Source organism: Rhizobium sp. WSM1328 (genome assembly GCF_057653715.1).
This window is the reverse complement of sequence record NZ_CM172788.1, coordinates 2,800,048-2,821,806: the sequence shown is the minus strand read 5'-3', so window position 1 is coordinate 2,821,806 and position 21,759 is coordinate 2,800,048. Positions and strand designations below refer to the sequence as shown.

Annotated in this window: 21 protein-coding genes; 13 read left to right on the top strand and 8 right to left on the bottom strand. The window is 61.2% G+C overall.

Annotated elements, in window-relative coordinates:
* Positions 1–54 precede the first annotated feature (54 nt).
* The 6 genes from ftsZ to ligA all read left to right on the top strand — a co-directional run bounded on the left by ftsZ (position 55) and on the right by ligA (position 8,890).
* Complete coding sequence (gene ftsZ, locus AC2444_RS14385; protein ID WP_012758278.1) at positions 55–1,773, top strand: cell division protein FtsZ; 1,719 nt, start codon at positions 55–57, stop codon at positions 1,771–1,773.
* A 263-nt stretch (positions 1,774–2,036) separates the two neighbouring features.
* Positions 2,037–2,993 (top strand): UDP-3-O-acyl-N-acetylglucosamine deacetylase, encoded by a 957-nt coding sequence (lpxC, locus tag AC2444_RS14380; RefSeq protein ID WP_128448865.1) that lies wholly within the window; start codon positions 2,037–2,039, stop codon positions 2,991–2,993.
* Positions 2,994–3,250: 257 nt separating this feature from the next.
* Positions 3,251–4,120, top strand: coding sequence for an outer membrane protein assembly factor BamD (locus AC2444_RS14375; protein ID WP_171815694.1), 870 nt, complete (start codon positions 3,251–3,253; stop codon positions 4,118–4,120).
* Positions 4,121–4,125: 5 nt separating this feature from the next.
* The gene (recN, locus tag AC2444_RS14370) at positions 4,126–5,799 is read left to right on the top strand and encodes a DNA repair protein RecN (protein ID WP_012758275.1); all 1,674 of its coding nucleotides are present in this window, start codon (positions 4,126–4,128) and stop codon (positions 5,797–5,799) included.
* Between the two features lie 99 nt (positions 5,800–5,898).
* Positions 5,899–6,426 carry a DUF6886 family protein gene (locus AC2444_RS14365; protein WP_012758274.1) on the top strand — a complete coding sequence of 176 codons (528 nt, stop codon included), beginning with the start codon at positions 5,899–5,901 and terminating at the stop codon, positions 6,424–6,426.
* Positions 6,427–6,733: 307 nt separating this feature from the next.
* On the top strand, positions 6,734–8,890 hold the full coding sequence (gene ligA, locus AC2444_RS14360) for an NAD-dependent DNA ligase LigA (RefSeq protein WP_012758273.1): 2,157 nt from the start codon (positions 6,734–6,736) through the stop codon (positions 8,888–8,890).
* A 31-nt stretch (positions 8,891–8,921) separates the two neighbouring features.
* Here ligA and AC2444_RS14355 read toward each other — a convergent pair whose 3' ends face one another.
* On the bottom strand, positions 8,922–9,458 hold the full coding sequence (locus AC2444_RS14355; protein WP_012758272.1) for a GNAT family N-acetyltransferase: 537 nt from the start codon (positions 9,456–9,458) through the stop codon (positions 8,922–8,924).
* 284 nt (positions 9,459–9,742) lie between these two features.
* Between AC2444_RS14355 and AC2444_RS14350 the strand changes: the two genes are divergently transcribed.
* Positions 9,743–10,333 (top strand): 3'-5' exonuclease, encoded by a 591-nt coding sequence (locus AC2444_RS14350; protein ID WP_041935680.1) that lies wholly within the window; start codon positions 9,743–9,745, stop codon positions 10,331–10,333.
* Positions 10,334–10,412: 79 nt separating this feature from the next.
* Positions 10,413–10,907: a CreA family protein gene (locus tag AC2444_RS14345; protein ID WP_012758270.1), complete on the top strand. Its 495-nt coding sequence runs from the start codon at positions 10,413–10,415 to the stop codon at positions 10,905–10,907.
* Between the two features lie 109 nt (positions 10,908–11,016).
* Here AC2444_RS14345 and AC2444_RS14340 read toward each other — a convergent pair whose 3' ends face one another.
* Positions 11,017–11,487, bottom strand: a complete 471-nt coding sequence (locus tag AC2444_RS14340; protein WP_003541378.1) for a chemotaxis protein CheW — start codon at positions 11,485–11,487, stop codon at positions 11,017–11,019.
* 319 nt (positions 11,488–11,806) lie between these two features.
* On the opposite strand from AC2444_RS14340, the gene AC2444_RS14335 reads away from it, so the two are divergent.
* Both AC2444_RS14335 and AC2444_RS14330 read left to right on the top strand, forming a co-directional pair.
* Positions 11,807–12,409 (top strand): SCO family protein, encoded by a 603-nt coding sequence (locus AC2444_RS14335; RefSeq protein ID WP_012758269.1) that lies wholly within the window; start codon positions 11,807–11,809, stop codon positions 12,407–12,409.
* 68 nt (positions 12,410–12,477) lie between these two features.
* A complete protein-coding gene (locus AC2444_RS14330; protein ID WP_012758268.1) occupies positions 12,478–13,356 on the top strand; it encodes a 50S ribosomal protein L11 methyltransferase in 879 nt (292 codons plus the stop codon).
* A gap of 417 nt (positions 13,357–13,773) precedes the next feature.
* Here AC2444_RS14330 and AC2444_RS14325 read toward each other — a convergent pair whose 3' ends face one another.
* The gene (locus AC2444_RS14325; protein ID WP_012758267.1) at positions 13,774–13,947 is read right to left on the bottom strand and encodes a hypothetical protein; all 174 of its coding nucleotides are present in this window, start codon (positions 13,945–13,947) and stop codon (positions 13,774–13,776) included.
* A 279-nt stretch (positions 13,948–14,226) separates the two neighbouring features.
* Between AC2444_RS14325 and AC2444_RS14320 the strand changes: the two genes are divergently transcribed.
* A complete protein-coding gene (locus AC2444_RS14320) occupies positions 14,227–16,062 on the top strand; it encodes an aminopeptidase P family protein (RefSeq protein WP_032996676.1) in 1,836 nt (611 codons plus the stop codon).
* Positions 16,063–16,131: 69 nt separating this feature from the next.
* Here the strand turns inward: AC2444_RS14320 and AC2444_RS14315 are convergent, their stop codons facing one another.
* Positions 16,132–16,440 (bottom strand): AzlD family protein, encoded by a 309-nt coding sequence (locus AC2444_RS14315; RefSeq protein ID WP_012758265.1) that lies wholly within the window; start codon positions 16,438–16,440, stop codon positions 16,132–16,134.
* A 3-nt stretch (positions 16,441–16,443) separates the two neighbouring features.
* The gene (locus AC2444_RS14310) at positions 16,444–17,175 is read right to left on the bottom strand and encodes an AzlC family ABC transporter permease (RefSeq protein ID WP_012758264.1); all 732 of its coding nucleotides are present in this window, start codon (positions 17,173–17,175) and stop codon (positions 16,444–16,446) included.
* A 132-nt stretch (positions 17,176–17,307) separates the two neighbouring features.
* On the opposite strand from AC2444_RS14310, the gene AC2444_RS14305 reads away from it, so the two are divergent.
* Both AC2444_RS14305 and AC2444_RS14300 read left to right on the top strand, forming a co-directional pair.
* A complete protein-coding gene (locus AC2444_RS14305; RefSeq protein ID WP_012758263.1) occupies positions 17,308–17,553 on the top strand; it encodes a DUF2164 domain-containing protein in 246 nt (81 codons plus the stop codon).
* 164 nt (positions 17,554–17,717) lie between these two features.
* A complete protein-coding gene (locus AC2444_RS14300; protein ID WP_041935556.1) occupies positions 17,718–19,310 on the top strand; it encodes a hypothetical protein in 1,593 nt (530 codons plus the stop codon).
* Positions 19,311–19,507: 197 nt separating this feature from the next.
* Here AC2444_RS14300 and AC2444_RS14295 read toward each other — a convergent pair whose 3' ends face one another.
* The 3 genes from AC2444_RS14295 to AC2444_RS14285 all read right to left on the bottom strand — a co-directional run bounded on the left by AC2444_RS14295 (position 19,508) and on the right by AC2444_RS14285 (position 21,711).
* Positions 19,508–20,173 (bottom strand): dihydrofolate reductase family protein, encoded by a 666-nt coding sequence (locus AC2444_RS14295; protein WP_012758261.1) that lies wholly within the window; start codon positions 20,171–20,173, stop codon positions 19,508–19,510.
* Between the two features lie 99 nt (positions 20,174–20,272).
* A complete protein-coding gene (gene pncA / locus AC2444_RS14290) occupies positions 20,273–20,899 on the bottom strand; it encodes a bifunctional nicotinamidase/pyrazinamidase (protein ID WP_012758260.1) in 627 nt (208 codons plus the stop codon).
* Between the two features lie 314 nt (positions 20,900–21,213).
* Positions 21,214–21,711, bottom strand: a complete 498-nt coding sequence (locus AC2444_RS14285; RefSeq protein WP_012758259.1) for an EF-hand domain-containing protein — start codon at positions 21,709–21,711, stop codon at positions 21,214–21,216.
* Between the last annotated feature and the right edge of the window lie 48 nt (positions 21,712–21,759).

The window sequence follows — 21,759 nt, the reverse complement described above, 5'->3', positions numbered from 1 at the left end:
ATTGCGTAATTGGCCGGCGTGGCGATGCGGCCAGAGAGAGAAGGAACAGGTACCATGACCATCAAGCTGCAAAAGCCTGACATCACAGAGCTGAAGCCGCGCATCACCGTGTTCGGCGTTGGCGGCGGAGGCGGCAATGCCGTCAACAATATGATTACCGCCGGCCTCCAGGGCGTCGATTTCGTCGTCGCCAACACGGATGCGCAGGCGCTGACGATGACGAAGGCCGAGCGCATCATCCAGCTCGGCGTCAACGTCACTGAAGGCCTCGGTGCCGGCTCGCAGCCGGAAGTTGGCCGGGCGGCCGCCGAGGAGTGCATCGACGAGATCGTCGATCACCTGAACGGCACGCATATGTGCTTCGTCACCGCCGGCATGGGCGGCGGCACCGGCACAGGTGCTGCTCCGGTTGTCGCACAGGCGGCTCGCAACAAGGGCATCCTGACGGTCGGCGTCGTCACCAAGCCGTTCCATTTCGAAGGCGGGCGCCGCATGCGCCTGGCCGAGATGGGCATCCAGGAACTGCAGAAGTCTGTCGATACGCTGATCGTCATTCCGAACCAGAACCTTTTCCGCATTGCCAACGACAAGACGACCTTCGCCGATGCCTTCGCCATGGCTGACCAGGTTCTCTATTCGGGCGTTGCCTGCATCACCGACCTGATGGTCAAGGAAGGCCTCATCAACCTCGACTTCGCCGACGTCCGCTCGGTGATGCGCGAGATGGGCCGGGCGATGATGGGCACCGGCGAAGCTTCCGGCTCCGGCCGCGCGCTGCAGGCTGCAGAGGCTGCGATCGCCAACCCGCTGCTCGACGAAACCTCGATGAAGGGCGCCCAGGGCCTGCTGATCTCCATCACCGGCGGTCGCGACCTCACCCTCTTCGAAGTCGACGAAGCCGCGACCCGCATCCGCGAGGAAGTCGATCCTGACGCCAACATCATCCTCGGCGCCACCTTCGACGAATCGCTCGAAGGCATCATCCGCGTCTCGGTCGTCGCAACCGGCATCGACCGGGCGATGAACGAAGCCGCCGAACGCAACCTCCAGCCGGCAGCAAGGCCGGTTATCCGTCCCTCCGCGGCTGTTGCTCCGGCAGCGGCCGCAGTTCAGCCTGCCCCCGTGATGCAGGCACCGAAGGCCATGGATCCGATCGCGCAGACCATCCGCGAAGCCGAGATGGAGCGCGAGCTCGAAATTCCGGCCCCGCGTGCTGCCGCATCGCTGCAGCAGCCGGCTCCACAGCAGGAGGCCTTCCGTCCGCAGAGCAAGATCTTCGCGCCTGCACCGGAAGCTCCGGCAATGCGTCCGGCACCGGTACAGCAGCAGGCTCCGGCGCCCGCCATGAGCCAGCCGGTCATCAGCCAGCCGGTCCAGCAGCAGCCGATCCGGCAGGAGCCGGTCATCCGTCAGGCGCCCGAACCGATGCGCATGCCGAAGGTCGAGGATTTCCCGCCGGTCGTCCAGGCCGAACTCGACCACCGCACGCAGCCGGCGTCTGCCCATGCGGCGGAGGAGCGCGGTCCGATGGGCCTCCTCAAGCGAATCACCAATTCGCTTGGCCGTCGCGACGACGACGCCGTTGCCGCCGATATGACCGCAGCACCGCCGGCCGCTTCGCAGCAGCGCCGTCCGCTGTCGCCGGAGGCAAGCCTCTACGCACCGCGTCGCGGCAACCTCGACGACCAAGGTCGCGCGGTTCCGCAGGCCCGGATGATGCAGGAAGACGACCAGCTGGAAATCCCGGCATTCCTGCGTCGCCAGTCGAACTGATACCGTGCTTCGGCACCCGTTCATGCCCGGGATCAAGGTCCCGGGCATTGCTGTTTTTCAGCCTGCGATTCGCGAGCAATTTCAATCGCGTGACTTCGTAACAAAGCGAAAGAAACAGTGATTTGGATTGGAGCGTCGGCGCACGTAAGTATGGTCGCAAGAAAACTACCCTGGGAGTCTTTTCGACGGCTCCTTATGCAGAATGAACGATGACCGTGCCGATCGGACAGACCGCCGGTACGGAAGAATAAAAGGCAGAGTTTATGGCAATTGGCTTGCTGGGTTTTCAAACGACGGTATCGCGTCCCGTGACGCTTTCGGGCACCGGGGTCCATTCGGGCGCGGAAGTGTCGATCACCCTGAACCCGGCCGAATCGGACACCGGCGTCGTTTTCCAGCGCCTGCATGACAATGGCGACATCACCGAACTCAAGGCCGTCTCCTCGCAGGTAGGCAATACCGACCTCTGCACCGTGCTCGGCTTCTCGCCGGCCCATTCGGTTGCGACGATCGAGCATGTCATGGCCGCCGTCTATGCGCTCGGCCTCGACAATGTGGTGATCGAGGTGCAGGGCTCCGAAATGCCGATCATGGACGGAAGCTCGCTGCCCTTCGTCGAGGTAATCGAGCAGGTCGGTCTCGTCTCCCTCGGCGTCAAGCGCCGCTATATCCGTATCACCAAGCCGGTGCGAATTGAGCATGGCGGCTCCTGGAGCGAATTCCGTCCTTATGACGGTACACGCTTCGAAGTCGAAATCGATTTCGAGTGCCCGCTGATCGGCCGGCAGAAGTGGGCCGGCGATATGACGCCCGCCGTCTTCAAGGCCGAGCTTTCCCGCGCCCGCACCTTCGGCTTCATGCGCGATGTCGAACGTCTCTGGGCGTCGGGCCACGCGCTCGGGTCCTCACTCGAAAATTCCGTCGTCATCTCGGACGACAACACCGTCATCAACGTCGAAGGGCTGCGTTACGCCAAGGATGAATTCGTCCGCCACAAGACGCTCGATGCCGTCGGCGATCTGTCCCTTGCCGGCGTCCAGTTCATCGGTTGCTACCGTTCCTATCGCGGCGGTCACAAGATGAATGCCAATGCGCTGAAGGCGCTGCTCGCCGATTCCTCCGCCTACGAAGTGGTCGAGACGTCGACGCCGCGCCAGCGCGTCGCTGCCCGCGAACTGATCGCGGTCAGTGCTTCGGAATTCGCTCCCTGGTCGGCATGACCTCCAGCATATTCTCAAGACCAGGCCGCCTCTTTCCCGGAGGCGGTTTTTTTATGTCCGGCCGTGTCTGCGACAATAGACCGATGCCTAGCCGCCACAGCTCGGGAAGAAGTTGAAAAGCCGATCATTCTGCGGCTGCTGCCACAAAAATGCGTTAATGCCTTATCATTGCGTTGCTCTTGATGCACATTTGTGGCTAGAAACGCCAGCGAGGCGTGGCTGCCGTGGAGAGAGCGGCAGCAGTGGGGTTCTTTCGAATGGGTTATGCAGGATCTGAAGGTATGATGAAGACAGCGCGCGCTTTGTTCGCATCGCTTCTGGTGCTCAGCGCAGGCGCCTCGATCTCCGGTTGCCAGTCGGATCCCGACATCGACATCACCAAGCTCGGTCTCGAAACCGATCCGCCTGACGTGCTCTACACCCAGGGCCTGGCCAATATGAAGGCAGGCAACATGGCGGAAGCGGCGCGCAAGTTCGACGCGATCGATCGCGAGAACCCGTTTTCCGAATGGGCGCGCAAGGCGCTTGTGATGAGCACCTTCGTCAAATACCGCCAAGGCCGTTTGGACGATGCGCTTGCTTCCGGCAACCGCTACATGTCGCAATATCCGAAGTCCCAGGATGCTGCCTATGTGCAGTATCTCATCGGTCTCACCTATTCCAAGCAGATCGTCGACGTGACGCAGGACCAGCGCGCCTCGGCCAAGACGATCGAGGCGATGCAGGCCGTCATCGACAATTATCCAAACTCCGAATATGTCGACGACGCACAGGCCAAGATCCGCTTTTCGCGCGACCAGCTCGCCGGCAAGGAAATGCAGATCGGCCGCTACTACCTGGAGCGGAAGGAATATCTCGCCGCGATCTCGCGCTTCCGTATCGTCGTCGAGAAATATCCGAATACGAACCAGATCGAAGAGGCCTTAGCGCGTCTCGTCGAAGCTTATTACGCCATGGGCATCGTCGACGAGGCGCAGACAGCCGCTGCCGTTCTCGGTCACAATTATCCCGACAGCCAGTGGTATGCTGATTCCTACAAGCTGCTGCAGAGCGGCGGTGCCGAGCCGCGTGAAAACAAGGGCTCGTGGATCGCGGCAGCGGGCAAGAAACTTCTTCTCGGTTCCTGAGGCCAATGCTGATCCAGCTTTCGATCCGCGATATCGTCCTGATCGAGCGGCTGGATCTTGCCTTCGAGACCGGCCTCTCCGTCCTGACGGGCGAGACCGGGGCGGGTAAATCCATCCTGCTCGACAGCCTGTCGCTGGCGCTGGGTGGACGCGGCGACGGCGACCTGGTGCGTCATGGCGAGGACAAGGGCCAGGTGACGGCGGTGTTCGACGTCGGCATGGAACACGGCGCCCGCACACTCCTGCGTGAAAACGGCATCGACGACGAGGGCGATCTGATCTTCCGCCGTCAGCAATCGGCGGACGGACGCACCAAGGCCTATGTCAACGACCAGCCGGTCAGCGTGCAGCTGATGCGCCAGGCCGGTCAGATGCTGGTCGAAATTCACGGCCAGCACGACGATCGCGCCCTTGTCGACACCAATGCCCACCGCACCCTGCTCGATGCCTTTGCCGGCCTCACCGACGAGGTTTCGGAAGTCTCCCGGCTCTATCGCCTGTGGCGCGACAGCGAGCGGACGCTGAAGAACCACCGGGAGAAGGTGGAAAGCGCGGCGCGCGAAGCCGACTACCTGCGCTCGTCGGTCGAAGAGCTCGAGAAGCTCTCGCCGCAGGATGGCGAGGAGGAAGAACTCGCCGATCGCCGGCAGAAGATGATGAAGGCCGAGCGAATCGCCGGCGATATCGCCGAGGCGTCCGAATTCTTGAACGGCAATGCCTCGCCCGTGCCCCATATCGCCTCGCTGGTGCGCCGGCTGGAGCGCAAGAGCCATGAGGCGCCGGGGCTGCTCGAAGACACCGTGACGCTGCTCGATGCCGCGCTGGACCAGCTTTCCAACGCGCAGATGGAAGTCGAGGCGGCACTGCGCAAGACCGAATACGATCCAAGAGAGCTGGAGCGGGTGGAGGAGCGGCTTTTCGCGCTCAGGGCCGCCTCGCGCAAATATTCCGTGCCCGTCACCGAGCTGCCGGCGCTTGCCGTGCGCATGATCGCCGATCTTGCCGATCTCGACGCGGGCGAGGAGCGGCTTGCTCGGCTCGACGCCGAGGTCGGCCTGGCGCGGGAAAATTACGATGCGGCGGCGCGCTCGCTGTCCGACAAGCGCCATCATGCCGGCACCGCACTGGCTGGGGCCGTCATGGCTGAGCTGCCGGCGCTGAAACTCGAACGCGCCCGTTTCATGGTCGAGATCACCACGGATGCGGGCGAGGCGCTGGCCGAAGGCATCGACGTCGTCGAATTCCATGTTCAGACCAATCCGGGCACGCGACCGGGCTCGATCATGAAGGTCGCCTCGGGCGGCGAACTGTCGCGTTTCCTGCTGGCGCTGAAAGTGGCGCTCGCCGATCGCGGATCGGCCCCGACGCTCGTCTTCGACGAAATCGATACCGGCGTCGGCGGCGCGGTGGCCGATGCGATCGGTCAGCGGCTGAAGCGGCTGTCGGAGCGGGTGCAGGTGTTGTCGGTCACGCATGCGCCGCAGGTCGCGGCGCGGGCGGCGACGCATCTCTTGATTTCCAAGGGACCGTCGGCCGACGGTTCGGAAAAGATTGCCACCCGCGTCGCGACGATGGCGCAGAAGGATCGCACCGAGGAGATCGCCCGTATGCTGGCCGGGGCTTCGGTTACCGAAGAGGCGCGGGCGGCGGCGAAGCGGCTGCTGGCCGGCAACGGCTGATTTTTCTTCCGACGCTCTTTCCGCTTAGGCCGGCGGGATGACAATCATCCCGTGGCGCGATATGCGCTGAAGCTTCTCGATCGGCGGCGAGCTCAAGCCATGCGACTTTTCCATTTCAGCGACGATTCCGGGATCGCGGCGTTCGAGCCACGCCCGGTTCGCGTCCCCTCTGCTCGTGCGCCCGGCCGAGAATGGCTGAACGGTCCGCTCGTCTGGGCAATCGATGCCCATCATGATTTCCTGTATCTCTTTCCGCGCGATTGTCCCCGCATCCTGCTCTGGGCGGTGGCCGATACGCCGGAGGCCGAACGCCGGCACTGGCTCGGCGACTGGCGCGCCGTCGCCTACGTCGAGCGCCGTTGGATGGAAAGGCTCGAAGCGGAGACGATCCATCGTTACGAGATGCCAGCCGAGGGCTTCGAGGATCTGGGTGATGCTGGCATGTGGGTGGCCCGAAAGAGAGTGGTGCCGATAGAGCATGCCGCCATGTCACAGCTCGACCGGGAGTTTGCCCCGCGCAAGGTGGATCTCAGGGTGGTGGACACGCTGACGCCGCTGAAAGGGCTCTGGGGCACGAGCCTGCATGTCAGTGGTATCCGGCTGCGCAATGCGAACGATTGGGAATAGCCGGATAGGGCGGTGACAAGGATTCCACGGCATGAAAGTCGGCGCGAAAGCTCACCTCAATCTCCCTCATCCCTGTGCTCGTCACAGGGATCCAGCGCCCAAGTCCTTGGGCGCGGGAGATTCTTCTTCCCTGAAAGAGAGTGTCATTCACGGCGCAGAGGCGCCGTGGCTGGATTCCTGTGACAGGCACATGAATGAGGGAGGAGAGCTGAGCAGGCCGATCATCCCGATGGCGGATACGCGGCCTCTCTTTTCATCCGGAAATTTTGCTCTAAAAAACAATGCAGATTCTCTGGAGTGATGTTCCATGTCCACCGAAAGTTCCGCCGTCGATACGTTGACGATCGAAGAGGCTGCCGCCGAGCTCGAACGGCTGGCAAAGGAGATCGCACATCACGATGCGCTCTATCACGGCAAGGACCGGCCGGAGATTTCGGATGCCGATTACGACGCGCTGAAGCGCCGCAACGATGCGCTGGAAGTGCGCTTTCCCGAGTTGATCCGCGAAGACAGCCCATCGCGGCATGTCGGTGCGGCGCCCTCCGTCACTTTTTCGCCTGTCGTCCACGCGCGGCCGATGTTGTCGCTCGACAACACCTTCTCGCAGGAGGACGTGCAGGATTTTGTCGCCGGCGTCTATCGTTTCCTCGGCCGGCTGCCGGACCAGTCGATCGCCTTTACCGCCGAGCCGAAGATCGACGGTCTCTCGATGTCGATCCGTTATGAAAACGGCAGGCTGGTGACCGCTGCAACGCGTGGCGACGGCACGACGGGGGAGAACGTCACTGCCAACATCCGGACCATCGCCGAGATCCCCAACGAGCTGCCGAAAGGCGTGCCCGCTGTCGTCGAGATCCGCGGTGAGGTCTACATGGCCAAGAGCGACTTCCTGGCGCTGAACCGGCAGATGGAGGCGGAGGGTAAGCAGACCTATGTCAATCCGCGCAATACGGCTGCCGGATCGCTGCGCCAGCTCGACGCCAAGGTGACGGCGAGCCGCAAGCTGAAATTCTTCGCCTACGCCTGGGGCGAGATGTCGGAAATGCCGGCCGATACGCAATTTGGGATGGTGCAGACCTTCAAGGACTGGGGTTTTCCGGTCAATCCGCTGGTGAAACGATTGAACTCGGTCGCCGACATCCTGACGCATTATGACGAGATCGGCCTTGAGCGCCCGGATCTCGACTACGACATCGACGGCGTCGTCTATAAGGTCGACAGTCTCGAGTTGCAGGCCCGTCTCGGTTTCCGCTCGCGTTCACCACGCTGGGCGACGGCGCACAAGTTCCCTGCCGAACAGGCTTTCACTATCGTCGAGAATATCGACATTCAAGTCGGCCGCACCGGCGCCTTGACCCCTGTCGCGCGATTGACGCCGATCACCGTCGGTGGCGTGGTCGTCACCAATGCGACGCTACACAATGCGGATTACATCAGGGGCATCGGCAATAGCGGCGAGCGCATCCGCGCCGACGAGCACGATATCCGCATTGGCGATACCGTCATTGTGCAGCGCGCCGGCGATGTGATTCCGCAGGTGCTTGACGTCGTCATGGAGAAGCGCTCGGCCGAGGCCAGGCCCTATGAATTTCCGAAGACCTGCCCGGTCTGCGGGTCGCATGCCGTGCGTGAAAGACATGAGAAGACCGGCAAGCTCGATTCGGTCACCCGCTGCACCGGCGGCTTCATCTGCAGGGCGCAGGCGACGGAGCATTTGAAGCACTTCGTTTCGCGCAACGCTTTCGATATTGAAGGGCTCGGCTCGAAGCAGATCGACTTCTTTTTCGAAAACGAGGACGCGTCGCTGCAGATCCGCACTGCGCCCGATATCTTCACGCTGGAGAAGCGTCAGCAGCAATCGCTGACCAAGCTAGAGAATATCGACGGCTTCGGCAAGGTCAGCGTCGGCAAGCTCTATGCGGCGATCACCGAACGGCGCAGCATTGCGCTCCACCGCTTCATCTACGCGCTCGGCATCCGTCATGTCGGCGAGACCACAGCGAAGCTCTTGGCGCGCTCCTACGGCACCTATGCGGCCTTTGAAACCGCAATGCGCGAGGCCGAGGCGCTTTCCGGTGACGCCTGGAATGATCTCAACGCCATCGAGGGTATCGGCGAGGTCGTGGCGCGGGCCATCGTCGAATTCTACAAGGAGCCGCGCAATGTCGAGGTGATCACCCGGCTTATTGAGGAAGTGACGCCCGAGGAGGCCGAACAACCGAAGACGGCAGGCAGCCCGGTCGCCGGCAAGACCGTGGTTTTCACCGGCTCGCTTGAAAAGTTCACCCGCGACGAGGCGAAGGCGAGGGCGGAAAGTCTCGGCGCCAAGGTGGCGGGATCAGTCTCCAAGAAGACCGACATCGTCGTCGCCGGCCCCGGCGCCGGCTCCAAGCTCGACAAGGCGCGTGAGTTCGGCGTGCAGACGATGGACGAGGACGAGTGGCTGGCGCTGATCAGCGGGTGAGGGGCTGACGGCAAGCCGCCAGCCCGTTTGCTCAAAGCCTGAGCCGCGCCATCGTATAGGCATCGACATATTGACCGGCGCGATATCCGAAGGCCTTCAGCAGGCCTTCCTGCTCGAAGCCGAATTTCTGGTAGAGGCCGATGGCGACATCGTTATCGGTGTAGACGGTCAGTTCCAGCCGTTTGATATCGAGCCAGTCGTCGGCAGCATCGACCATTGCTCCGAGCAAGATCCGTCCGAAGCCGCGGCCGGTGAAGTCGTCATGCACACCCATGCCTATGCTGGCGACGTGCTGCCTGCGGCCGGAAAGACGGTTGAGGCCGCTATTGCCGACGATTTTGCCGTCCTGGGTGACGACGAGGTTGAGCGCGCCGGGCGACGGATTTTCCATGTGTTTGCGAACTTCCTCGACCCGCTGGTAGGGCGGCCGCAAGGTGCCGGCCCGGTAGCCCGGCAGATTTATGAGATCGGTGATCTCCTCCGCATCGGACAGGCGGACGGCGCGCACAAGGACGCCATCCGGCAGGCGCGCTCGGCCACGAGGTTCATTCTCTTCGTTTTCGGACATTCATGCTCTCCATCGGTGTCGGGAGGAGAGCCGGTTTCCGAAAACCCTGCTCGCCTCGGCAGGGTTTCGGGATGATGATCGGATCGCTGCTAACGCGCCATCGCTCCCGCGTACCCTTCAAGGGTCGTGGCGTGATGGATAAGCGCTGCCATGGTTAGGGAACCGATCATGGCAACAAGTTTCGATATGCGGGTTAAAAAGTCAATCGGGCGTCGTGTCGAATTTGCGCGGCCGGAAGCGGGGCGGTATTCCTGTTCCCGAAGAAACGATTCGGGTTGCTGATTTTGAAGACCATCGCGATTGACTTCGAGACGGCGAACGAGCAGCGCGGCAGCGCCTGTTCCGTCGGCCTTGCCTGGATCGAGGACGGCAGGGTGACGCGCGTCGAGGAGCGGCTGATCCGGCCGCGAGAGATGCGCTTTTCCGGGATGAACATCGCAATCCACGGCATCCGGCCGGAGCATGTCGAGGATGCGCCCGAGTTTCCCGAGGTGATGGACGAGTTTCACGAGGATATCAGCGGCGCGACGATGATCGCGCACAATGCCGCCTTCGATTTCAGCGTCTGGCGGGCGAGCCTCGATCTCTACCGGCAATCCTATCCGGAGCTTACCTATCTCTGCAGCCTGAAGATGGCGCAGCGGATCTGGCCGCATTTCCTCTCGCACCGGCTGAACCTGATCGCCGAGCATCTCGGCCTGCGTTTCGTGCACCACAACGCCGCTGAAGATGCCGCCGTCTGCGCAGCGGCCGCCATCGAGATGGCAAGGGCGGTCAAGGCCCATACCGTCCACGCCATACCGTCGTTGATCGGCATGAAGCCAGGTCGGCTGACGGCGCAGGCCTATGAGCCCTGCACCTGCCGAAAAGGCTGACCCCTTTTCCGCAAACGCCGTTTTCTTGCAAAGCATGGGTGCGTGCTTATCTAGAATGCGGGTTATTCAGGGAGCCGCCATGTCCAGACTGCGCAATCTTCTCCTCGCCGCCTTCTCTTTCGCCGCCCTTTCCACAGGTGCTGCCTCGGCCGAAGTCGTCGGCAAGGTTGGGGTCGACTGGATCGGCAACGACATCATCGTCGAGGCGGTCTCCGACCCTGAGGTCAAGGGCGTTACCTGCCACGTCACCTATTTCGACCGCAGCCTGATCGACCGGCTCAAGAACGGCAACTGGTTCGAGGACCCGTCCAACAACTCCATTGCCTGCCGGCAGACCGGGCCGATCGAGATCGGCAATATCGACCTGTCCAAGGATGGCAGCGAGGTGTTTCGCCAGGGCATGTCGCTGATCTGGAAGACTCTGGTCGTCAACCGCATCTACGACAAGACGAACGACACGCTGATCTATCTCGCTCATTCGCGCGAACTGACCGACGGCTCGGCGAAGATGTCGATCTCGACCATTCCGCTCTATGGGCAAAGCGTGACCTGGAAGAACGGGAAGCCGCAATAGGGTTTCTGCGGTGAGATTTTGGAAAGAGCGGCGCCTCCCTTTTTCGCTCATTGCAAAATCAAAAAGGCCCGGACGAGCCGGGCCTTCGAATTCCAGAAATGGATAGCCCTCAGGCGGCCTGCGTCAACTCGTCGGCAATGACCGTGTCGAGGTTCAGGAAGCAGACCATGGTCTTTTCGAGCGCGACGATGCCGCGGCAGAAAGCGCGCTGGGCTTCCGGGATGATTTCCGGCGGCGGCTGAAGGTCTTCGCTCTTGATGGTCATCATGTCGGAAACCTGCTCGACCAGCAGGCCGACCAGCTTGCCGGCGATGTCGGTGACGATGATCGCCGAGCGCTCGGAGGGCTCGGTCATCTTCATGCCGAGGCGGCAGGCCATGTCGATAACGGGGATCACGGCGCCGCGCAGGTTGATGAGACCCAAGACGTAGGGCGGGGTGTGCGGCATCGGCGTCACCGGCGCCCAGCCGCGGATTTCGCGGATGGCCATGATGTCGATGCAGAATTCCTGATCGCCCAGGTGGAACGAAACGATTTCGAGATAAGCGCCCGACTGCTTGATGGCGTTATTGTTGTTCATGGTCAGAATTCTTCCCAGTTGTCCCCAGCGGGAGAGGCGATGTAGAACCGTCGTTAAATATAGATGTGACGGCTTAAGTCTTTCCTAACGATATGTATTTTCGGATTGGCCGTCTCTCCAGAGGTAAGCTATTCAAACACATGCATTTTTGATCCGTGCAGATTCCTGAGGGCGGATTTCGTTGCCGTGGCAGTTTCTACCGGTGAGACAATTCAACACGGGTTCGAAAACATATTCTTGAATTGCGCGCCTTCGGTCGAGGCTATAATCACGCCAGCAGGGGCGGGCGGCACATCCGCCTGGATTGAGGATCATGCCAATGAAGACATTCCGCATCGCCGTTTGGGTCGGTGTCCTGATACTTGCCGGGTTTCTCGGAGCGTTTACGCTCGACCTGACGAAGTCGAAGGATGTGGTGGCCGAACCGCCCTTCGGCGTACCCTTCACCCTGGTCTCCCAGAACGGACAGCCGATCACCGAGCAGGCGCTGCGCGGCAAGCCGACGGCGCTGTTTTTCGGCTTCACCCATTGCCCGGAAGTCTGCCCGACGACGCTTTTCGAGCTGAACGGCTGGATGGAGAAGGTCGATCCGAAGGGCGACAAGCTGCAGGCCTATTTCGTGACCGTCGATCCGGAGCGCGACACGCCTGAGATCATGAACGAATACGTCTCCAACGTTTCCAAGCGCATCACCGGCATTTCCGGCGCGCCTGACAAGATCGCCGAGGTTATCAAGGGGTTCCGCGTCTACGCCAAGAAGGTGCCGGTCGACGAGAAGGATCCGAATGGCGACTATACGATGGATCACACCGCCTCGGTCTTCCTGCTTGATTCGGCCGGGCGGTTTTCCGGAACAATCGCCTATGGCGAAAACCCGGACACGGCGGTAAAGAAGCTAGAGAATCTCGTCAACAAGGGGTGATGGTTTCAGCGTGATGGGGCGTTGGCTCGACCGATGGCGGGCAACGGAAACGGGAAAGACCGCCTATCGTGAGTGAAATCCGCCTTTACGTGACGACGACCGAAAGCAAGGCCGAAGAGATCCTCGACCTTCTGAGCACGGTCTTCGGTGAAGAAGACTTTGCCATCGGCACCACCGAGATCGATGAGAAGAAGGATATCTGGGAAGCCTCGATCTATATGATGGCCGAGGACGAGACTGAGGTGCAATCCCGGGTCGAGGACGCATTGAAGGCCTCTTTCCCCGCGGCCCGGCTGGAACGGGAAGTCATCCCCGAAATCGACTGGGTGGTGAAATCGCTGGAGGGACTGAAGCCCGTCAGGGCAGGGCGTTTCCTGGTGCATGGCTCGCATGACCGCAATAAGATCCGCCCCGGCGACATTGCCATCGAGATCGATGCCGGCCAGGCCTTCGGCACTGGCCATCACGGAACGACGGCCGGCTGCCTCGAGGTGATCGATGCCGTGGTGCGCTCGCGCCTGGTCCGCAACGCGCTCGATCTCGGCACCGGCAGCGGCGTACTGGCGATTGCGGTGCGCAAGCTCAGGAACATACCGGTGCTTGCGACCGACATCGATCCGATCGCGACGAAGGTGGCGGCCGAGAACGTGCGCCGCAACGGCATCGCCTCGGGCATCGTCACCAGGACCGCACCGGGCTTTCATTCGACCGCCTTTTCAGAGCAGGGTCCCTTCGATCTCATCATCGCCAATATTCTCGCGCGGCCGCTGATCCGCATGGCGCCGAAGCTTGCGACGCATCTTGCGCCTGGCGGATCAGTTATTCTCTCCGGCATCCTTGCCGGGCAACGCTGGAAGGTGATTGCCGCCTATAGTGGCGCGAGGCTTCGCCATGTCAGAACCATCTGGCGCAATGGCTGGGTGACTATTCATCTCGATCGGCCTTGATTTTTCAAGGCTGTGAGCAGGTGATTGCTCCTGCAAACGCATGCCATGCTTAAGGCAACGCGCCTCGTCCCCACCCTCATCCCTGTGCCCGTCACAGGGATCCAGCCACCGCGCGTCTGCGCGGTGAATAACTCCATACGAGCTTGAAGAGAGTTTCCCGCGCCCAAGGACTTGGGCGCACTAGATCCCTGTGACAAGCACAGGGATGAGGGCGGTGGCGGGTGCCGCACCGCCTTATCGAAACGGAGCCGCTCCGTCACCTTGTTGAAGACAACAAAAAAGGCGGTGCCGATGGCACCGCCTTGGACCGGTCTATCCGGTCAATGCCCGCGAGCTCAAGGGGAGGAGCGCTCAAGCGGGCTCTACTGCATTCCAATAGGCCGGTCCGGGAGGGAGGAGACGGACTGGCTTTCAGGCTTAGAACGCGTAGCTGAGGGCGCCCTTGTGGCGCGTGGCCCGCTGGCCGGCGCCGAGCAGCTTGAGGCTGTCCTCGTTCTGCGGGCGGCGGGCGCCGATTACGTGACGCACGGTCTGGCGTTCGCCAGCCTGCACCGGGCTGCTATATGCGAAGCGCGAGAGAGAGGCGGTCATTTCAAGAATTCCTTTGTTTACAGGTTCATCGCGAACCGTTCGATGACGCCTATATAGCTATTCTGAAATGCGGAGGCAGAGGGTTTTGCTCATGGGAGCCATGCGGCCAATGCATAAAGCGTGCCAAATTAACTTTTGGCGTCACAGTTCCGTCAAAATGTTGAGCGGCCCCAGGGGTTTCGACTCGTTTGGTCGCTTTTTCTCCCCATCGGTTGAAATTTCGCTAACATGGCCGGCATTCCATTAACCGGATTCGTCTCAATCATTCGGGTTTCCAGCATGTTCCAGTCTTTCGAGGTTACCTCCACGCCGCAATTCGGCAGGGATCGTGTATCGGCGCTGCGCGCCGGTTTCGATTCGCTCGGCATCGACGCCTTCCTCGTGCCGCGCGCCGATGAATTCAACGGCGAATATGTTCCCGCATGTTCAGAGCGCTTGGCATGGCTGACGGGCTTTACCGGCTCGGCCGGCATTGCGCTGATCCTGCGCACGCAGGCGATCGTCTTCGTCGACGGACGCTATGTGACGCAGCTTGCCGAACAGGTCGACGGTTCGGTCTTTTCGGGCGGCGATCTCGTCAACGAGCCGCCACATCTCTGGCTTGCCGGAAACGGAGCCAAGGGGCTGCGGCTCGGCATTGACCCCTGGCTGCACGCAGGGGCTGAGGTGCGCCGTCTGGAAAAAGCGCTGTCGCAGATCGGCGGAACGCTGATATTCCTGCCGCACAATCCGCTCGACAGGCTTTGGGCTGACCGACCGGCCGAGCCGCTCGGCGCGGTCAACATCCAGAACGTGGCGCAGGCCGGCGTGCTGGCGAGAGAGAAGATCGCGACGATCGCCGCTGATCTTTCGAAGAAGAACCTTGCGGCGGTGCTGATCGCCGATCCCTCTTCGGTCGCCTGGACCTTCAATATCCGCGGCGCCGACGTGCCGCATACGCCGCATCCGCTGGCGCGTGCCATCATCCATGCCGACGGGCGGGCCGAGATCTTCCTCGACAAGCGCAAGACCGGCATCGAGCCGGAGGCCTATCTCGCGCAGATTTGCACCCAGTTGCCACCATCGGTGCTGGAAGAAAAGCTCGCTGCCGTTTCCAGGGATGGCGGCCGCGTGCTGATCGACCCTGACATCGCCGCCTATGCGCTGGCCGAGATCATCCGCAAGGCGGGCGGCGAAGTGGTGGAGGGCGCCGATCCCGCCAAGCTGCCGCGTGCGGTGAAGAACGACGTCGAGATCAACGGCTCGGCCGCCGCGCATCTGCAGGACGGTGCGGCGATGGTGGAATTCCTCTATTGGCTGTCGCAGACCAAGCCCGGCACGGTGAGCGAGATCACGGCCGCCGAGCATCTCGAAGCGGCGCGCGCCCGCGTCGGCCAGAGCGTGCAGAACCCGCTGAAGGACATTTCCTTCGACACGATTTCGGGCGCCGGCGAACATGCGGCGATCATGCATTACCGCGTGACGACCGAGACCAACCGGATGATCGAGGCCGGCGAACTCTTTTTGATCGATTCCGGCGCGCAATATATCAACGGTACGACCGACATCACCCGCACCGTCGGCATCGGCAGAGTTTCGGAAGAGCATCGGCGCTTCTTCACGCTGGTGCTGAAGGGGATGATAGAGATCAGCACCGCGCGTTTCCCGAAGGGCACGCGCGGCTGCGATCTCGATCCGCTGGCGCGCATCGCACTGTGGCGGGCCGGCGCCGATTTCGCTCACGGCACAGGCCACGGCGTCGGCTCCTATCTCTCGGTGCATGAGGGGCCGCAGCGCATCTCCAGGCTGTCGACACAGGAACTGCTGCCCGGCATGATCCTTTCGAACGAGCCGGGCTATTACCGGCCCGGCAGCTTCGGCATCCGCATCGAGAACCTGATCTATGTGCGCGGGGCCGAGGAGATCGAGGGCGGCGATGCGCCGATGCTCGGATTCGAGACGCTGACTTTCTGCCCGATCGACCGCAGTCTCGTCATTCCCGAGCTTCTGACCCACGACGAGCTGCACTGGTTCAACGACTATCATCGCCGCACATGCGAGGCGCTGATGCCGCTCATCCACGATCACGATGTCAGGGCGTGGCTCGAAAACGCGACGCTGCCGCTGGAATATTGAGAAAGCGGTATTACGGCGTCGGCGACGCTGCAATGCCTTGAATTTCTGCGCCGGCTTTCGGGCCGGTGCTCAGACGCCGATCGTGTGGCGCCAGGTCATCACGACGATCCAGGCGGCGACCAGCATCCATGTATGGCTGAAGCGCAGGCCGATGAAGAGGGCGACGATCAGCGCCAGCTTCGATTCCCAGCCGCCGATGAAGAAAGCGGGGGCAACCAGCGTCGTCAGCACGGCGGCCGGCACGGCATTCAGCGCCGCCTCCATGCGCGGGGGGATGCTCTTCATTCGGGTGATGAGGATATAGCCGCCGATGCGGGTGGCGAAGGTGGCGGCGGCTGCGGCGAGGATAACGAGCGCCATGTGTAGATCGAATTCCATGGCTCAGACCTCGTGCACTTCGGATTGAAGGGCGTCGGCTTCGAGGTCTGGCTGTTGCGGCGGCAAAGGCAGCACGGCGGCGAGCACGATGCCGGCGGCAGCACCGAGGCTGACATGCCAGGGCGAGCCGACGTAACGGTAGGCGAACACGGAAGCCACTGCGCTGACGAGCGCCACAGGCAGGAAATTGTCTCGCTTGCGGAAGCCGAGGACGATGCCGAGGAAATAGGCCGGCAGCAGGATGTCGAGGCCGATGGCCTTGGGATCGCCGATGAAGCCGCCGAGCATGCCGCCGGCGACGCTGATCAGCACCCAGGGAATGTAGATGATGATGGCAAAGCCGAAATACCAGGCGAAGGTGAGTTGCCGGCCGCTCTCGGCGCGCTTTACTGCTTCGGCGAATTGCGGATCGACGAGCAGGAAGAAGGTGAAGAATTTCTGCACCGGCGTGAAGTGGCCGATGTAGCGCGCCAGCGCCGCCGAATAGAGCACGTGGCGGAAATTGACGGCGAGGATCGACAGCACAATCAGCCAGGCGTGGACATTGTGACCGAAGAGTTCGATGCCAACCATCTGGCTGGCGCCGGCATAGACGGTGGCGCTCATGAAGGCGGCTTCGGAGAGCGACATGCCATTTTCGACCGCAAGCGCTCCGAAGAGCGCGCCAAAGGGCGCCGATGCCAGCGCAACGGCGGAGCCGCCTCGCAAACCTTCAACAAAGTCGGCGCGATTCATGCGATCTTTCCTGTTGGAATTCAGGTTTCCCCTTATGGTCTACGGCTTGCAACGGCAATTGAATTTCATTGATTGACCAATCGATTTCGCTGAACCATCAAAGTCCTGATCGCATTCGGTAAAGAGGCAAACATGAAGAAGATCGAGTTTTCGAAGGAAGAAAAGGCTGAGATCGTTTCGCGCATCCGCGCTTATTTCGACCGGGAACTCGATCCCATCGGTGCATTGCCGGCTGAATTCCTGCTTGACTTCTTCGCCGAGGAGATAGGGCCGTACTTCTACAATCGAGGGCTAAGAGATGCCCAGGCCGCCTTGTTGCAGAGAATGGAAGACCTAGCCGAAGACATCCATCTTCTTGAGAGGGAGGAAAAATTCTAAAGCGCGCCACGATCTTTCAGATTCGCTTGTCGCGTTTAAACCGCTGCCCAGTTTGCGCGACATGCTTCAGCGCCCCTGAAATCAAAAGATGGCCTTCACTTAACGCCAAATTATTTCTGCGCCGATATGGTCGTGACGCTTTCGTTCACCGGGTTGCGTGTTATTTGGCCGTGATTGTCTCTGCTATCGATGAACCTCGATCCGCCAAGCTTGGCAAGGCGTTGATCTTTATGGTCTGGCTTGCGTTGGCGTCTGCGCTTTGCTGGTTCGAAACGGTCTGGCGTGACGAAGTTCGTGCTTTGTCACTCGCCCTCCAGGGGGATAATTTCATCGATATGCTTCGCCAGATGCATGGCGAGGGTCATCCTGCTCTCTGGTATATCCTGCTGCGCGCCGCCTATGTTCTGGTCGGCTCACCTGTCGTCCTAAAGATCGTCGCACTGACGATTGCAGCGACCGCGGCCTATCTTCTTGTTTTCAGGCTGAAACTGCCGCTTTCCATCATGCTGCTGTCGCTGTTCAGCAGCTTTTCGGTTTACGATTATGCCGCGATGTCGCGAAATTACGGCATCAGCATGCTGGTGATTTTCCTTATCGTCCTGAGTTGGGAGAAAGGAACACGCAACGGGCTATTGCTCGGCCTATTGTTTGCCTTGCAGGCAAATACCAACGTCCATTCGGTCGTCCTCGTCGGCGGCTTCCTCGCCTATTGGTTTTTCGACTTAATTCTGGCGCGGCCAAGGCCTGCTGTGACAGAATATCGGGCCTTTGCGACAGCCGCTGCCATTGCCGCGGTTGGAATTGTTCTATGTTTCGTAACAGTCTATCCGACCTTCAACGATACGGGGCAGAACGATCTCAGTGGCAAGAATTTCGCTTTGCTTGCCCTTGGTGCACTCGCCGCGCCCAGTTCCCATTTTATGGAATTCTATCCCAACAGCGTCCTTGAACTGGTCGTGGCATATCCGCTGGCCTCCCGGATTTTCGCAGCGTTGATGTCCGTGCTCATCTATGGCAGCCTGCTGGCGCTGGCGCACCGGCGGCCGGCGATGATCGCAGCCGGACTGATTCTCGTAGGGCTTTCGCTGCTTTTTACGCTTGTCTATCCCGGTGGATACAGACATCAGGCGCTCTGGCTGGTTTTCATGATCGCGATCACCGCCTTGACCACACATACTCAGCGCGAGCGGACGCGCGCTGCCGGCATCGAGGCTGCCGGCGGCTTCGTAAAGTTCGGACGTCTCTGCTTCCTGATATTGCTGGCGCTACAGGTCGTGTCCGGTATCGAAAAGATCAATCAGGCCTTCATCGCCGAAATACCCCTGAGCCGAAGCAAGGATCTCGGTGCGTTCATTCAATCGCGCCCCGATCTCAAGGATGCGGTCATTATGGCGGATCCCGACTACCTGGTGGAAGCCTTGCCCTATTACGTCCCCAACCGCACCTATCTTCTGCGGGAGGAGCGGTTCGGCGCCATCGTGCGATATACCCGCAACGCCCGGCTTTCGCTCAGCCTTGCCGATATTCTGCAAACGGCACATCGATTGCAGCAGAGTGAACATGTGCCGGTCGTCATTCTTCTTTCGCAGCGGCTTGATCAGATTACTGCGCCCGTCTCCCTGCGTGAAAGCTACGTTTGGCGATTGTCTCTGACGCCGGAAGACATTTCTGCATTCCAGAGCGCGACAAACCTCATCAAGCGCTTCGGCACGGTTGCCGGAAGCGATGAGACGTTCGACGTCTACGTGCTGAAATAAGATGCCAGCCAGCAGCTTATTCGCACAACACGCCCACGCATTTGATCATTGTGATGCCATGCGCCGGCATCTCGCCGATCGCGGCGGCAATACCTTCGGGAGTGGTGCCGCGACTGGAGCGCGACCAGAAGAAGAAGGGCAGGAGCCTATAAGCGGGACGGGACGGCGCTCGCGGCCCCGCAACCGTGGAGGCGCGTTCAGCCTTCGCGCTTCATTCGCTCCCGGCGTTCGATCTCAGCCTCCGAGGGCTGCGCCAGCTCGAATGTGCCTGTCTTGATTGCGCCGGCACGCTCGTAGACGCTCATGATCACGCCCGTCGTCGATATCGTGTTGGCGGTGAGCTTCAGCGCCTCCGGCTTGGCGCCTTGACCGAACAGGCGTTTGCCCGGGCCAAGCACGAGCGGGAAAGTCAGAAGCCGGAGCTCGTCGATCAGGTCATGCGCCAATAGGGTCTGCAACAGGCCGCTGCTGCCCTGTGTCAGGAGGGCGGGGCCATCCTGCTGCTTCAACCGGGCGATTTCGGCAGCTGCATCGCCGCGCAGAGCGACGGAATTTGCCCAGGTGAGCGGCTGCGTGGAAGTGGTCGCGACATATTTGGTCACGGCGTTGAAGACCTTGCCAATCGGATCGTCTTTCCCTACGAAGGGCCAGTGCGCGGCGAAGATTTCGTAGGTCTTGCGGCCGAGCACCAGTTCGAAGGGATCGGTAAAGATCCCGCCCATGAACTGGCCCATCGGCTCGTCCCAATAGTTAACGGTCCAGCCGCCCTGCGTGAAGCCGCCGGTCGGATCCTCCCGCGGCCCGCCCGGCGCCTGCATGACACCGTCCAAACTGACGAAGGCTGCAGCAACAAGCTTTCTCATCTCTCGACTCCCATTGTTGGTGTGTTCAGAGCCAAGGACGGATTGGCTTGCCCCGATCCGACATCCGACGCGGTTTTTTCGGGCGGTATCCGAGCTGAACTAGCCGGCCAGGATCTTGGTGCTGTCGACGATCGCGATGCCATGCGCCCGCATCTCCTCGATGGCGGCGGCGACGCCTTCGGGCGTGATGCCGCGGCTTGCATCCTCGATGAAGCGGACGCGGACACCCGGCATCATCTCCAGCGCGTCGAGCGCGGAGAACTTGACGCAATAGTCGGTCGCCAGCCCGCAGACGTCGAGGTCGGTGACGCCCTGATCCTCAAGGAAATCGGAAAGGCCGGTCGAGGCATCGCGGTCATTGTCGCGGAAGGCCGAATAGCTGTCGATATCAGGATCCTCGCCCTTCTGCTGAATCAGGTCGATCTCTTCGGATTTGAGCTCGGGGTGCAGTTCGGCATCGAGCGTACCCTGCATGCAGTGGTCGGGCCACATCATCTGCGGCTTGCCCGACAGTTCTCCCATCTCGAAGGGGGCGGCACCGGGATGGGCGGAGGCGAAGCTGCCGTGGCCCGGCGGATGCCAGTCCTGCGAGGCGACGATCAGATCGTATTTGCCGCTGTCGATCAGTCTGTTTGCGACGGGAACCACCTTGTCGCCCTCCGGCACCGGCAGATTGCCGCCCGGACAGAAGCCGTTCTGAATATCGACGAGCAGCAGCGCTTTCATCAAGGCCAATCCCTTCGCTTTATTGCAGTGTAAGACGCCAAGCACACTGAATGGATCAACTAGTGGATTTCCAGACGCGGACGCGCAAGTGTTAAATCTGGCACTAGCGGTAGTAAGTCGTCGAAACAGAATGCTCTAATGCAATCATTACGATAGCTGGCGGCGGTTCTCGTGTTGAAATCGAACGGAGGGGAAGGCGCGTGCATGATTTCCGCATCGCGGACACAGCCCGCGACGGCGGCAATTGCCGCGTAGGACGCTTTTGTGCGGCATCGATGGATCGAGGCTCCCCCGGCAGAGCCCGGATCTCCCGGCTAGGCCGCCGCCACGTTGTCGGCTGCAGAATCACCTGCTGCGGCGGAAGCGCCGTAGGTATTGCGGTAGGCCTGAAGGGCCGTCTGCATGTCGCTCAGCACTTTGGTCAGGAGCGGATCGCTGTCGCCTGAAGTCTTGATGCTGTTCGGATCGGCGGCAAGAAATTCAGACTCGGTCAACTTGCCGTCGCCATTCGTATCCATTGCGGCGAAGACACCCTTGGAAGCGCCCTCGCTCTGATCGCCGCCGTCGCCCTGATCGTCACTGCCGTCGGTCTTCTGCATGGACAGCATCAGCGACAGGATGTCGGCGGTAATCTTCTTGACGATATCGGTGCTGCTGTCGTCGCTGTCGGTCGACGCCGTGGCCGAAGTCGAGGACTGCGAGGCGGCGGCCAACTCGTCCGCCGAAATGACGCCGTCGCCATTCTTGTCCAGACTGGAAAGCGGAGACTGATATTGAGTTAAGGTGCTGCCGAGAGATGAAACACTGGTCACTGGAACCTCCTTTGAAAAGTTCGTCGTGAAGCCCGCCTTTCATGGGCG